General features: G+C 47.1%; 12 protein-coding genes. 11 read left to right on the top strand and 1 reads right to left on the bottom strand.

The window, feature by feature from the left end:
• The first annotated feature begins 42 nt into the window (after positions 1-42).
• The 8 genes from BM415_RS12335 to BM415_RS12300 all read left to right on the top strand — a co-directional run bounded on the left by BM415_RS12335 (position 43) and on the right by BM415_RS12300 (position 7,831).
• Entirely contained in the window at positions 43-477 is a 435-nt protein-coding gene (locus tag BM415_RS12335; protein WP_091158396.1) for a CBS domain-containing protein, read from the top strand.
• An 89-nt stretch (positions 478-566) separates the two neighbouring features.
• Positions 567-2,252, top strand: a complete 1,686-nt coding sequence (locus BM415_RS12330; RefSeq protein ID WP_091158395.1) for a DNA repair helicase XPB — start codon at positions 567-569, stop codon at positions 2,250-2,252.
• A 1-nt stretch (position 2,253) separates the two neighbouring features.
• A complete protein-coding gene (locus BM415_RS12325) occupies positions 2,254-4,146 on the top strand; it encodes a helicase-associated domain-containing protein (RefSeq protein WP_091158393.1) in 1,893 nt (630 codons plus the stop codon).
• A 119-nt stretch (positions 4,147-4,265) separates the two neighbouring features.
• Complete coding sequence (locus BM415_RS12320) at positions 4,266-4,703, top strand: YlbF/YmcA family competence regulator (RefSeq protein ID WP_091158391.1); 438 nt, start codon at positions 4,266-4,268, stop codon at positions 4,701-4,703.
• A gap of 211 nt (positions 4,704-4,914) precedes the next feature.
• Positions 4,915-5,181, top strand: coding sequence for a YlbG family protein (locus tag BM415_RS12315; RefSeq protein WP_047910945.1), 267 nt, complete (start codon positions 4,915-4,917; stop codon positions 5,179-5,181).
• Positions 5,182-5,452: 271 nt separating this feature from the next.
• On the top strand, positions 5,453-5,890 hold the full coding sequence (locus BM415_RS12310; protein WP_091158389.1) for a hypothetical protein: 438 nt from the start codon (positions 5,453-5,455) through the stop codon (positions 5,888-5,890).
• Between the two features lie 129 nt (positions 5,891-6,019).
• Complete coding sequence (locus tag BM415_RS12305) at positions 6,020-6,934, top strand: selenium metabolism-associated LysR family transcriptional regulator (RefSeq protein ID WP_091158387.1); 915 nt, start codon at positions 6,020-6,022, stop codon at positions 6,932-6,934.
• Between the two features lie 48 nt (positions 6,935-6,982).
• Positions 6,983-7,831: a PHP domain-containing protein gene (locus tag BM415_RS12300; protein WP_091159230.1), complete on the top strand. Its 849-nt coding sequence runs from the start codon at positions 6,983-6,985 to the stop codon at positions 7,829-7,831.
• 160 nt (positions 7,832-7,991) lie between these two features.
• Here the strand turns inward: BM415_RS12300 and BM415_RS12295 are convergent, their stop codons facing one another.
• Positions 7,992-9,737, bottom strand: a complete 1,746-nt coding sequence (locus BM415_RS12295) for an Rqc2 family fibronectin-binding protein (RefSeq protein WP_091158386.1) — start codon at positions 9,735-9,737, stop codon at positions 7,992-7,994.
• Between the two features lie 263 nt (positions 9,738-10,000).
• Here BM415_RS12295 and BM415_RS12290 point away from each other — a divergent pair, with 263 nt between their 5' ends.
• The 3 genes from BM415_RS12290 (at position 10,001) to BM415_RS12280 (ending at position 14,605) form a co-directional block, all read left to right on the top strand.
• Positions 10,001-12,790, top strand: a complete 2,790-nt coding sequence (locus BM415_RS12290) for a calcium-translocating P-type ATPase, SERCA-type (RefSeq protein ID WP_091158384.1) — start codon at positions 10,001-10,003, stop codon at positions 12,788-12,790.
• 165 nt (positions 12,791-12,955) lie between these two features.
• On the top strand, positions 12,956-13,789 hold the full coding sequence (dapF, locus tag BM415_RS12285; protein WP_091158382.1) for a diaminopimelate epimerase: 834 nt from the start codon (positions 12,956-12,958) through the stop codon (positions 13,787-13,789).
• A 120-nt stretch (positions 13,790-13,909) separates the two neighbouring features.
• Positions 13,910-14,605: a copper homeostasis protein CutC gene (locus BM415_RS12280; RefSeq protein WP_091158381.1), complete on the top strand. Its 696-nt coding sequence runs from the start codon at positions 13,910-13,912 to the stop codon at positions 14,603-14,605.
• The last annotated feature ends 3 nt before the right edge of the window (positions 14,606-14,608 follow it).

The following is a 14,608-nucleotide window of genomic DNA, read 5'->3' as shown; positions in this document are numbered from 1 at the left end:
AATGATGAGAAGGCTTGAATTTCATAATTAGGAGGGCTTATGATGACGAAGAAAATGGTGTCCGAAGTGATGTCTACCGGAGTAGCGACAGTTTCGGCAGATAAACATATCTATGATGTCGCAGTTATGATGAAGGATCAGGATACAGGCTTTATTCCAATCGTAGAAACCGAGAATAGCAATAAGCTGGTGGGTGTCGTGACAGATCGCGATCTTGTGCTCCGGGGGTATGCGGGCAAGCATTCCGGGTCAACCGGGGTTGAAGAGGTCATGACGAAGAAGGTTCATACCGTTACGAAGGATACAACAGCAGATGAAGCAGCTGAGTTGATGGCCAAATACCAGATTCGAAGAGTTCCGGTTATGGAGCAGGATCAATTGATTGGTATCGTATCTTTGGGTGATTTGGCGGTTACTCATCTGCTTACTGATAATGCTGGTGAGGCATTGACACAGATTTCGGAGCATTTACATTGATACAGCATCCACTTGCATGAAATGTGCCAGAAAAGTTCATTTTCGCCCATGCGAATTTGGACTTTTCTTGCTTTGGAAGGAGAAGAGATATGAACGCAGACAAAGCTTGTATTGTGCAGCGGGATTTCACCATTTTACTTGAGACGGGCCATCCAAACTATGAAACCGCTAGAGAATTAATCGCACCTTATGCGGAGCTGGTGAAGAGCCCTCCTGCCTTTCATACATATAAAATGACGCCGCTCACACTGTGGAGTGCTGCTGCTATGGGATACAGCGCTGACGATGTCTTGAACAGCCTTGTGATGGTGTCCAGATGGAATATTCCTGCCTCGCTTATTCAGGATATTAGAGACATTGTAAAGAAGTATGGAAAATTAAGGCTGCAATCTGATGATGAAACCGGAGAATGCATACTTGTTAGTGAAGAGGCCAAATGGATTGACCAGATCCAGTCACATAAGTCGTTATCCTCATATTCATTTGAACGATTGTCCGATACGAAGCTTCAAATTTCGAAGAAGGACCGCGGGCTGATCAAACAGCAGCTTATTCGTATCGGTTATCCTGTTATGGACCAGGCTGGGTATAAGCATGGCAGTCCGCTTGCCTTCTCGTGGAAATCCATGGAACAGGGCAAGGACAACAATGAATTTCATCTTCGCGAGTATCAGATGGAAGCTGCAAATGCTTTTGAAGGAACAGATGGCCTTGGAGGAAGTGGTGTGCTTGTTCTCCCTTGTGGCGCAGGCAAGACCATTATCGGAATCGCAGTCATGGAACGTTTGCAATGTGAGGTTCTCATTCTGACTTCCAATACAACCTCTGTAAGACAATGGATCAGGGAGATTAATGAGAAGACAACCATTCCGGAAGCCTCTGTAGGCGAATACTCGGGGCAGACGAAGGAAGTAAGGCCTGTTACCGTGGCAACCTATCAAATTATGACCCATCGAAAAAATCAAAATGATGAGTTTACACATATGAAATTGTTCGGGGAGCGCAGCTGGGGGCTCATCATATATGATGAGGTGCATTTGCTCCCTGCTCCTGTATTTCGGGCTACGGCAGACATCCAGGCTACGAGAAGACTTGGTCTCACCGCAACTTTGGTCCGGGAAGACGGCTGCGAGCAGGATGTATTTTCCCTCATTGGTCCGAAGCGTTATGACATGCCCTGGAAAGAGCTTGAGCTGCAGGGCTGGATCGCTGAGGTGGATTGCAGAGAGGTACGGGTGCCGATGGAGGACGAGCTGAAGCAAAAATATTTGTATGCCGAGCCGAGACAGAAATTTAGACTGGCTTCTGAGAATCCAGCCAAGCTCCCTGTAGTGAAGCGATTGCTTGAGAGTCATCCAGATCTGCCTGCCCTCATTATCGGTCAATATGTAGGTCAGTTGAAGCTTCTTGCCGCAGAATTACAGGTGCCGCTAATAACGGGTGCTACCTCTCAGCAGGAGAGAAACCGTTTGTTTGCCGATTTTCGAAGAAAAAAAATTTCTACGCTGATTGTTTCAAAAGTCGCTAATTTTGCCATTGATCTACCTGATGCTGCACTCGCAATTGAGGTATCAGGAAGCTACGGCTCACGTCAGGAAGAAGCACAGCGTCTTGGAAGAATACTGCGGCCCAAGGAAGGGGCTAATAAAGCTTATTTCTATACATTGGTAACCAAGGATTCAAGAGAGCAGGATTTTGCGTTAAAGAGGCAGATGTTCCTTATTGAGCAGGGGTATGAATATCATGTAGCCGGAGAGAAGGAGGCCACCTTATAAAATGCCTAATCCAGAACAAATTGCGTTTGAGGAAAATATGAAGCAATTGAAGCAGAAGGAGAGGCAGCTGTATTTGACAGCCTTCCAGCTGTTTGGCAGTTCAGCGCTGCAGCTGGATACTCTACGGGAGGAGCTGGCCAGTGAGCTTAGCGGACTGGAGCTGGATCTCGCAGTCCTTCGGTTAAGAGAGCTTCATTTGTTGAAGACGGTGAAAAAAACGTGGGGGGAGCAAATCTACTATATTCCTTCTGCGTATTTAATATGGTTGACAGAACTAACCCTACTGCCTATGCTGCCCCTGTCCAATGATCATGATTCGATAGTGGAGCATGTCCTTCTTGAAGCGAAATCGGATATTACAGGTGAAGTCATTCATATTCTGTCCTATATTGCGATTCACGGAATGCCTCTGACTGCAAAAGGGACGATACATAAGAAGACGCTGGGCAAGCTGGGGGAAATGACCATTTTTCAATCTTCCGATTTCGAAGAGCTTTCTCTATCGTATGCCCATCCCGATGTCTATCCGGTGCATATCGCAGTCATCATGGATCTGCTGTTTAGCTTGGGTCTGGTACGAAAGGAGGAAGGGCAGATCACTATTGATGAACATGTGTTGGACAGCTGGCTGTACCTGTCTAATGAGCAGATGAGGCAGAACATTTATCATATTGCGGTGGAGAGATATGGATCATCAAGCCCAGGAGCTCAGCATTTTCGCAGTTTGCTTACCTGCTGTGGAAGAAGGGGGGCTGGACTGTCATGGCTGAGTCTGGATATGCTCTGTACATGCATAGTGGATAACGGATTTGCAGGGCAGATGACATACACTCAGCTTGCTGATTTTGCCAAAGGCTGGGTACGTCTGCTTGCTGCCTTTGGCTATGGAGAATTTGGTTCCTCTGAGAACGGCACTCCTTATTTTCGATTCGAGGAGCCTGTTGATTATGAAGAAGGACAGGGCGAGGATCCAGAAGAGGATCGTTCAGGGATCTTCGTACAACCCGACTATGAAGTTATGGTGCCGCCAAACACTTCCAAACGTTTAAGGTGGATTCTGGAGGGCTGTGCAGAGCTCCGGTCCAGGGATCGAATGTCCATATACAAATTGACGAAGGAACGGCTTCATCTGGCGGCTGAGCATGGTCTCGGCCCGGATACGGTAATGGAGTGGCTTGAACAATACAGCGAGACCAGTGTACCAGAACATGTTCGATTAGCGCTTGAGCAATGGGGAGCAGAGCTCGGAAAGACGACTTTGGAAGCTGTTATTCTGCTGCGCTGTGCCAATCAGAAGGATGCGGATGCTATTGAAGCTCATCCCTCCTATTCGATGTGGGGTACAGATGTGGAACGTATTGGCCCGAATCATTTCATTATAAACAAGGACAAGCTGAGCGAAATACAAAAAAATCTGGCTTCCATGGGTCTCGCCCCTGCGAAGGGAATTAAAGGCCTTAGTCCTGATACACGCGCCTATCCGCTGACGAATGAGAGGGCGGAGCTCCCTATGAGATTTCATACAGAAACAGGCAAACAAGGGTTCGTATATACCGGAAACAATTTACACTACTATGAAATGGTGGAGGATACACCCGACATTTCAAGCCTGATGCCTGACTTCAAGTCCATCCCGAAATCCTGGTATGAGGAATGGAGGGAATATCATCCTTCAACGGCTAAGCAAATTGTTCAGCAGGCGATTTCATGGCGTATCAGACTAGGCTTAGAATATGCAGGAACACGAAGAGAATTTATTCCTGAGTCCATTGGCAGAGGAAAACCTTGGTCTGTAAACGGCTATTTTGCACCGGGTCGAGCGATAAACGTAGCTGAGAAGAGTACACTTGTACCGTCAGAATGGACAAAAATGTCCCTTATTTTACCAAAATAAGTTAATTAGCCAGCAATATGAAGACAAAACTCTTCTTATGTATAGGCTCTTATGTTATGATATATATAGTCCTTTTCCTAAGAGAAATGGAACTTTGATATAGATCGGGATGAATTTTCATGAGCGTATCTGAGCTAAATACGGTTGATATGGCCCAAGTGCTGTCATACGCCTATGAACTAGGCGATATGATTAACCAATCTACGTTAGTAACAGATTATTTATATTGGAAAGAGCGGGTTCGGCAGAATCCGGAAATACAAGAATGGGTCCGACGTCTTTCTGACAAGAAGGAACTATTTGCGGAAACGGAGCGCTTTGGGCATTTCCACCCCAATTATCATAGTGCCAAAGACGAAGTTAAGGCTGTGGAAGATCAGCTTGAAGCTTTTGAAGAGGTTAGACGTTTTAAGGAAGCTGAGGCACAGCTAGACGATATGCTGCATCAGATGTCTGAAACGATCGCTTTTTCCGTTTCAAATTCCATTAAAGTTCCTAGCAACGATCCTTCACCAAAGCGCGGCTGTAGCGGGGGCGGAAGCTGCGGCTGCGGCTGACTTGTTCTGATGAACGCCGATGCCGGGATAGGGAGGATTTTGCAATAGACAGATATTGAATCAATTTCATAAATCATTAAAAAGGTGAATTTGAAACTATATAGACAAATAAAATCATTTTGATCTATATATACCTTTGATTGAAGCAGCTAAAGGTATTATGAAATTGATTCATAAGACTTGCAAAATCTGAAGAAGAGGGGAATTTCGCATGTTTGCACAGCGAACAGGATATATCATATGGGTCAGTGATCTAAAAGCTGCTCGCAATCTTGAAAAATATGGAACAGTACATTACATCTCAAGAAGAATGCATTACGTAGTAATGTATGTGAACGCAGAACGTGCAGAGGATACAATGAAGAATGTCAAAAGACTCTCCTATGTTCGCAAGATTGAACGTTCATACCGAAATGAGATTAAAACGGAGTACAGTAAAGACATTCCGGACAAAACCAGCTTTTATGGCGGGATTTAACCTGGTGTTAAAGACATCAGGAGGGAATTTCATATACAATCCGGCGGAGCGGCCCAATAGGCCGCTCTTTATTTTTATAATTTTCTGATGAAACAACGCTTTTTTGGGTGTCAGATAGGGCTGTCGTCGGATGATTTTTTCGATTGACATACTAATAACTCAAATTTCTCATCAAATGAAGCAATTTTGCCTTGAGCTATCGGGACTTATGTTGTAATATATTGGATAAATATGTAGATAGAAAGACCTATCTTGTGGAGAGTGATATCCCATGCGAGACAAGTTGATGCAGCGCTGGAGCACTTACGAACCTTTTTATGTGGCTCTAGGTGATAAGAGAGTAGCTGATATTGTCATTACGAACCATGCTAAGCTAAGATTTGTAGACCGAGTAAGACAGGATAATAACGATATTGAGAACATCGCAGCATGGCTCTGGGAGTGCCTCAAGCAGAACAGGATTTCACCCTACTATCGGAATGAGCAAGACGTTTATCTCATTGATGGCGATCTGGTCGTGGTTGCTGAATTCTCTGAATTGCCTGGTGAGTATGATATTACAGGGAATCCGCTTCACAAAATGATCATTGTCACTTTCCTTGGACGGATGTCAGAAACGATTGAACTGCGCGACTTGAAGACCTACTATTCCTGGCTGCGGCATTCAAGACGGATGACGCTAGTGAAGAACAGTCGTAAGAGAAAGTAGCAGTGAGCCTAGACGATATAGCTTCGTTTGAATAATAGCTTCGTTTTAAAAGTGTGCAGATCAGATCTGCACACTTTTTTTTGTGGATCGGTTACAATAAGGGAAGAGTTTAAGGGGGAGTAAACCAAGATGAACTTTCACCAGCTACATATTTTTTATACCGTTGCGGATAAAGGGAGCTTCTCTGCAGCGGCACAGGCTTTACATATGACACAACCAGCAGTGACGATGCAAATTCAATCACTGGAGGATTATTTCGGAACGAAGCTGATTCATCGTTCAACGAAGAAGATCGAATTATCGGAGGCAGGAGAAGCATTGCTCCCTTATGCCTTGCGCAGCATGGAGCTGTTCCGTGAAACAGATGAAGCCATGTCTTCCTTTACGGACAAGCTGCAGGGAAGATTGTTAATCGGCGCCAGCCTGACGATTGGTGAATATGTCCTGCCCCGTCTGCTTGGACCCTTCGGCAAGAAGCATCCTGACATATCTATTGTCATGAATGTGATGAATACAACTCAGATTATTGATGGGATTATGAAGCATCAGCTGAATTTTGGAATGATTGAAGCGCCGCTCTCTCACCCGGATTTGATCGTTCAGCCTGCCATGCATGATGAGCTGAAGCTGATTGTTCCAGGCAATCATCCATTGACGTATAAGGAAGAGATTAGGCTGCATGATCTGCTTGAATATCCATTTATTGTGCGTGAGAAGGGATCTGGGACAAGGCAAGTCATGGAGGATGCAATCCGTGAGCATGGAGTGGACCCGGCAAAGCTGAACACCGTGATGGAGCTTGGCAGCACTGGAGCTATTAAATCAGCTGTCGAGGCCGGTGTGGGAATTACGATTATTTCTCCTTCTTCTGTGAAGCATGAAGTCACACTCGGTCTCTTAAAGATATTGGAGCTGAAGGACATTGAGTTCAAACGAGAATTTTATGAGGTGTATTCTAAATCATCCATGCTGCCCATTTCGGCGGTGACCTTTTTGAATTACTTAAAAAAGCAGGCTCATTCATTAGACGAGAGCTACGATTAAACGTTTCTAATGAGCGGATTAATTGAAAGGAGTATTCTTAATATGTCTATGGAGAAGAGAACAGATCGCTGCGATTTGCATACCCATACGCTGGCATCAGACGGCATGCAGTCACCTACAGACAATGTCCGGCTTGCATCAGCCAGAGGTCTTGCTGCTGTGGCTATTACGGATCATGACACTGTCTCCGGTGTGGAGGAAGCCGTGAGAGCTGGAGTACAATACGGCATCCAGGTCATTCCAGGCGTTGAGATCAGTACCCGGGCCGGAGGTAAGGATATTCACGTTCTTGGCTATTTTGTTGACATACACAACTCCAAATTTCTTGAGCGGCTCGAATCACTAAGGCGCACCAGGGAAGAGCGGAATACGCGTATTCTAGAGAAGCTGCAGGAGCTTGGACTATCGGTGACGATGGATGATGTGATCGGCGTAATGAATAGACCTTTGGATAAGGATGAGACGATTGGGCGTCCACACATTGCGGATACACTCGTTCATAAAGGCTATGTAAAGAACATGCGCGAAGCGTTCGATCTCTATCTGGCTGAAGGGAAGCCGGGATTCGTCAGTGTTCCGCGTATATCCCCTGCTGAAGCTATGGAATGGATTAGAGAGGCCGGCGGTAAGCCTGTTCTTGCTCATCCCGGACTGTACGGGGACGATGAGCTGGTGAACCAAATGATTGAGCAGGGTAAGCCCGAGGGCATTGAGGTCTATCACTCTGATCATGGCCCTGCGGAAGAAACGCGATACAGAGCTATGGCTGAAAAATACAGCCTTGTCATGACAGGCGGGTCAGATTTTCATGGGGAGAGACAAGGTGTCGTGTTCCATGGAGATCTGGGCAGCGTGACCGTGGATGCAGAAGTTCTGGAACAGTTAAGCGGGAAGTAAACTGCAGCGTAACGTGAAGCTGAAGCACCTAAAATACCTGAAGCATCTGAATCATCTCAAATATTAAAAAACACCTTCAAGAGTGCGCTCCTTGTGAAAAGGGTACATTTTCTTGAAGGTGTTTTGTTAATCTTCACTTATTCAAATTAGCTTATCTAAGTCAGGATCCGTTCTTGATAACACTCGGGAGCTGTTTGATTCGCTCCTCATCAGGCGTAACAAATAACGTCTTCTGGTTATCATAAATAACACAACCGGGCTTTGCGCCGCTGGGTTTCTTCACATGCCTGACGAGGGTGTAGTCAACGGGAACACTGCTGGATTCTTTGGCTTGGCTGTAATATGCCGCCAGCTGAGCAGCTTCTTCAAGAGTCACCTCACCAAAAGTACTCGACCGGATGACAACATGCGAGCCGGGAATATCCTTCGTATGCAGCCAGGTATCTCCTGAGCTTGCAAGACGGTTCGTCAAGTATTCGTTTTGCAGATTGTTTTTGCCCACACAGATTTCAATGCCTTCCGATGAAGTGAACACATGCAGTGTTGGCAAATTGTTTTTCTTCTTTTTCTTAGCGCCTTTCTTGCTGCGATCCCGTAGATATCCCTGCGACACCAGTTCTTCGCGAATTTCCTCTATATCGTTCATGGAGGCAATGGACAGCTGCTGCAGTAAATTGTCCATATAATCAATCTCTTCACGTGTCTTTTTCAGCTGATCCTCGATGATCTGCAGACTATTCTTATATTTGTTGTACTTCTTGAAGTAGCGCTGTGCGTTGTCCGAAGGTGTAAGAAGCGGATCAAGCGGAATTCTCACTTCCTTCTGCTCCTCATCATAGAAGTTAGGAAGTACAGCTTCCTTGTCCCCCTTCTGAATAGCATACAGAGATGCGAATAGAAGCTCACCGAAGATTCGATATTGATCAGCATCATCTGCTTCGGCAAGATCCTTCTGTAAGTGGTCCAGCTTCTTCACATTTTTGTTGCGCTCGTTCTGCAAAAAGCGGAGCAGATCGCTCACCTTCTGTTTGACCGCGTCTCGCTCAGCCTTTTCACCATAATAGGCCTCCATGCATTTGCTGATGGATGAGTACGGGGTTGACTCTCCGCTCAGATGTGTAAGAGGAATGGCCGAAAAGACCATCTTCCCCTTCGTATTTTGACCGATGACGGGGCTGAACTGGTATGCAGAGACAAGGCACATCACCTCGCCAAAGGCTTGGATCAATCTTGGCAGCGCCTCAGACTTCGACTCTCCGCTAAGCCCCGCGCGAAACACAATTTCCTCGGCTATGAGCGGACTTATACCGCTGAAGGTGTCGACAAACCACTTGGCAGCTGTCCCTTCATAGGCTGTGAAGGCCTCGAAGACGGATGAGTCGGCTGTTAATGGATGATGCTTGTTCTGCTGAGGCGGCTCGGTATAAGAAAATCCGGGCATGATCACTCGATAGCTGCTAATGGCGGGAGTGACATGATGTATCCCATCCATCATGGTGCCTGATGCAGGATCGAGCAATATAATATTGCTGTGCCGTCCCATCAGTTCAATAATAATCCGTTTTACAGATACATCCCCCAGCTCGTCTCGCTGCCTTACGTCGATGTGAATAATTCTTTCCATACCGACCTGACTGATCTTTTCAATAATTCCACTCTCACAGTGCTTGCGCATCAGCATACAGAACATGGGGGCTTCCGTCGGATTAATGAATGTTTGTTCTGTAAAATGAACGCGAGGATAGGTTGGGCTTGCCGACAGCAGCAGCTTGGCATTCTCCCGACCTGCGCGAAGGCTGATCACAATGTCATGCGTATTCGGTTGATGTATTTTATTGATGCGTCCGCCAACACAGGCTTGCAGTTCGTCTACAATAGCGCGGACGACGATTCCGTCTAGTGCCATAATTTAGTGTTCTCCCATCTTAAGCTTTGGTTCGTAGCCGAGATAAGGCTAGATCCACTTCTTACTATCATGCCATAGTTTTGATAAAAACTTAAGAGCTCTTTAGATGTGATAATTCAGCCCTTGTCCGAATACAGTAATGTTAGAAGTTTGTCCGGCAGGATTGGCACTGCTTATGAAGTATATGAATCCTATTTTGATTCGGGCACGTCATGACACTGGACAGGCACAGGACTAAAGACCGGGAGGGGAAACTGTACGTGATGGAGCATAAGAATTGGCATCAGATGAGCATAGAGGATCTTGGGGCCAGCCTGGATGTTGACCCGCAGATAGGTCTGACAGAGGCAGATGCGGAAGAGAGGCAAAAAAAATCAGGAGCAAACGAGCTGTCCGAAGGGAAAGGGATCTCACCGATCACCCTTTTCCTGAATCAATTCAAGGATTTTATGGTGCTTGTTCTGGTTGGGGCCACGCTTGTATCCGGGCTGCTGGGCGAATATCTGGATGCAATCACTATTATCGCTATTATTCTGCTGAATGGAATCCTTGGCTTTGTACAGGAGTTTCGTGCCGAGCGATCGCTCAGCGCGCTGAAGAAATTGTCTGCGCCGACTTCTAAAGTGCTGCGAAACGGCAAGGTGCTGCAGATACCGGCCAAAAATTTGGTCCAGGGAGATATTATCATGCTGGAGAGCGGGGATCGCGTTCCGGCAGATATTCGCTTTGTTGCAGCCAGCAACTGTGATGTTGAAGAATCTGCGCTTACGGGAGAATCTGTGCCAGTAAGTAAGCATAGCAGAATCATTCAGCAAGAGGATATTCCGCTCGGTGATCAGAAGAATATCGGTTTCATGGGCACGATGGTGACCAGAGGAACAGCAAAGGGAATCGTGATTCGCACCGGTATGGATACCGAAATGGGTAAAATTGCTGATCTGATCCAGAATACCGAAGCGCAGGAGACGCCTTTGCAGCGCAGACTCGAGCAGCTAGGCAAAATATTAATCGTTGTTGCCCTGGTGCTTACTGTTCTGGTTGTTGTGGCAGGTATTCTGCATGGACAACCGGCAATAGGGATGTTCCTGGCAGGGGTGAGTCTTGCGGTCGCTGCAATCCCTGAAGGACTGCCGGCGATTGTAACGATTGCACTTGCACTGGGTGTACAGCGTATGATTAAACGAAAGGCGATTGTCCGCAAGCTTCCTTCGGTTGAAACGCTAGGCTCCGCTTCGGTTATTTGCTCGGATAAGACAGGAACGCTGACGCAGAACAAAATGACGGTGACGGATGTCTGGCAGGGCGGCCGTCATCTGAAGGTGTCCGGGGAAGGCTACAGCCCTTCCGGACAAATTACGTATCAAGACCAACTCGTAGATCTCAAGAGTGATCAATCTCTTCGCAGACTGTTCCAAATCAGTGCGCTCTGCAACAATGCGCAGATTGAAGAGGTTCAGGCGGGAGATATGCGAAACGGCAAGAAGATGCTGGAGGAGACGGAATGGAGGCTGAAGGGAGACCCGACGGAAGGGGCACTGGTTACGCTTGCCTCCAAAGCGGGTGTATCTCCGCAAAGCCTGTCTGGCTTATATGAGCGTGTGCAGGAGTTCCCATTCGACTCGGAACGGAAGCTGATGTCAGTGATGATGAGGCATCAAGGCGGAAGGCTTATCTTTACTAAAGGTGCACCGGATGTGTTAATACAGGAATGCACCTACATCATGTGGGAAGGCAAGGTGGTGCCTTTTACCGGGACGCTGAGACAGAGAGTGACCGCAGAGGGAGAGAGAATGGCAAGCTCAGCTTTGAGGGTGCTTGGCATGGCCTATCGTGACGTGAAGCCGGAGGAACACGTAGATAGTGAGCATAAAGCGGAAAGCCAGTTGATCTTTGTTGGTCTCGCAGGGATGATTGATCCTCCACGCAAGGAAGTGCGCGATGCCATCGCAACATGCAGAAGAGCCGGAATCAAGACGGTCATGATTACGGGAGACCATTCCATGACAGCGGAGGCGATTGCGCATCAGCTTGGGATATTGCCGCGGGATGGCAAGGTACTGACAGGTCAGCACCTTGCTTCACTAAGTGATGATGAGCTGGACAATGAAGTCGAGCAAACCTATGTTTATGCAAGAGTATCTCCGGAGCATAAGCTTAGAATCGTAAAAGCACTTCAGCGCAAAGGTCATGTGGTTGCTATGACAGGAGATGGAGTGAATGATGCCCCTGCGATCAAAGCCGCAGATATTGGGATTGCGATGGGGATAACAGGTACGGATGTAACCAAGGAAGCCTCTGCTCTCATATTAAGTGATGACAATTTCTCTACCATTGTCTCAGCTATTGAGGAAGGGCGAAATATATACGAGAACATTAGGAAGTTTATTCGTTATTTGCTGGCTTCCAATGTCGGAGAGATATTGACGATGTTCTTCGCCATGATGGCGGGTCTTCCGCTGCCACTATTGCCGATTCAGATTCTATGGGTCAATCTCGTGACCGACGGTCTGCCAGCTATGGCGCTAGGTGTTGACCAGCCGGAAAAAGATCTAATGGAGCATAAGCCGCGCTCTGCTAAAGAAAATATTTTTGCAAGAAGACTGGGCTGGAAGATAATTAGCCGTGGTGTGCTGATCGGATTATGTACGCTGGGGGCATTCTGGCTAACGTTGCAGGCCGCACCAGATAGTGAAGGGCAGCTTGTTAAGGCCCAGTCCGTTGCTTTTGCAACGCTTGTTATGGCACAGCTTATCCATGTATTTGACTGCCGAAGCTCAAGATCCATATTCCATCGCAATCCGCTGCAGAATAAATATTTGGTTCTTGCGGTTCTCTCATCTGTCATTCTCATGCTTGTCGTGATGTACACACCTCAGTTACAGCCGATCTTCAAAACGGTACCGCTTGACCTCAGAGAATGGGCTCTCGTCATCGTTGCCGCCGGGATTCCTACATTCCTGCTTGGAATCGGCAGTGTATGGGGTGGACGCCGTAATCGCCGGAGACTGACAACCGGAGGCTACACACCGAAAAGTACAAAGTTTTCAGCATAAAGTAGATTTCCTTCGCTCCTTGAGATATGCTATCCTGAAGAAAAAAGTCGAATGCTTATCCTATATTAGGAGGATGCTTGAGATGAACAGCTTGGCTAGATAGAATGAGCCATTTATAATAGGGGTTAGTTCGATCTGGAATGCCAAAAGGAGCGGAGTTACTTCATGGAATTTACGAAAATGCATGGGCTAGGAAATGACTTTGTTGTCATTTATGGAGAACAAGAGCTTCCCGCAAACGCGGCAGAGCTGGCGATAAAATGGTGCGATCGGTTCTTTGGGATCGGTGCAGATGGCCTTGTATATATTTTGCCTTCCGATGCTGCGGATTTCCAAATGCGCATCATTAATTCTGATGGTACGGAGGCTGAACAATGCGGCAATGCTATTCGCTGTGTTGCCAAATATGTATATGATAACGGGCATATAGACCGGGAAGAGATTACGATCCTTACGATCGGTGCAGGTGTACAGCCCGTTCAGCTGACTGTAAAGGACGGCAAAGTGGAGACGGTGCGGGTTGATATGGGAGAACCTGTACTTGACGGCCTTAAGGTGCCGACGACGATTGATGCTAACCCAGTTGTGAATGAACCTATTGAGGTCGGAGGCAGCGGCTTCCGGTTCACTGCAGTATCTATGGGTAACCCGCACTGTGTTATTTATGTTGATGACGCAGTCAACTTTGATCTGGCCGCTTGGGGATCCAAGATGGAGGTACATCCATTGTTCCCTAACAAAACGAATGTTGAGTTCGCAACGGTGAAGGATCGCAGGCATGTAGATATGCGTGTATGGGAACGCGGTGCTGGACCTACGCTTGCTTGTGGAACCGGCGCTTGCGCTACCTTGGTATCCTCTGTTCTGAACGGAGTAACGGATCGTGAAGCATGGATCAGTCTCAAGGGCGGAGACCTGTATATTGAATGGAGTGAGGCAAATAACCACGTGTACATGACCGGACCTGCTGAGATTGTATATACAGGAACTACGAACTAATGTAATCGAATTACTTTGTAAATCTGAAGGCATCCCCATCAACTTATCGTTTTGGTTGATGGGCGTGCTTTTTTTATGGAATTATATTAAATAGTGGTGTTAGACAAGGAGTGGATATTGATGCTGTTAGAGATTATAGCAACGACGGTGGATGATGCTGTTACGGCCGAGAAGTACGGTGCAGATCGATTGGAGCTGATTACGGCCATTACTGAGGGCGGATTGACCCCAGGAATCGGTCTTGTTTCACAAGTGGTGAAGTCTGTGAGCATTCCTGTTCATGTCATGGTGCGTCCGCATAGCCGTTCCTTCGTTTATAGTAAGTCCGATGTGGAAACGATGGTCTCCGAAATTGAAGCCATTAGACAGACGGGGGCGGCAGGTATTGTACTTGGTGCATTGACGCCAGATGGAAAGATTGACGAACAAACACTGGAACAGCTGTTGAGCTCGTCTGGTGATATGCAGGTGACGTTTCATCGCGCCTTTGATGAGCTGGAGGATCAGCTGGAAGGCCTCCGTACTCTTGCGAAGTATCCTGCAGTAACGAGAGTACTGACCTCGGGTGGTCCAAATCCTGCTCCTCAGTCGATTCCGCAAATTCGCAGACTTGTGGAACAGACAGCAGCCAGCCAGCTCCGTATTTTAGCCGGCAGTGGCTTGAAGAGGGAGACGATCATGGACTTTATTGAGCAAACGGGTGTAACTGAGATTCACTTCGGCTCGGGGGTACGCCATGATCAGTCTGGTCTACAGCCGATCGATTCAGCCGAGCTTAAGGCGCTCTCGGGCTGTATCCATGAGTATGGGCAGTAGCCC

The sequence above is a fragment of the Paenibacillus sp. 453mf genome (assembly GCF_900116105.1).
Lineage (GTDB): Bacteria > Bacillota > Bacilli > Paenibacillales > Paenibacillaceae > Paenibacillus > Paenibacillus provencensis.
This window is presented reverse-complemented; position numbering and strand designations above follow the sequence as displayed.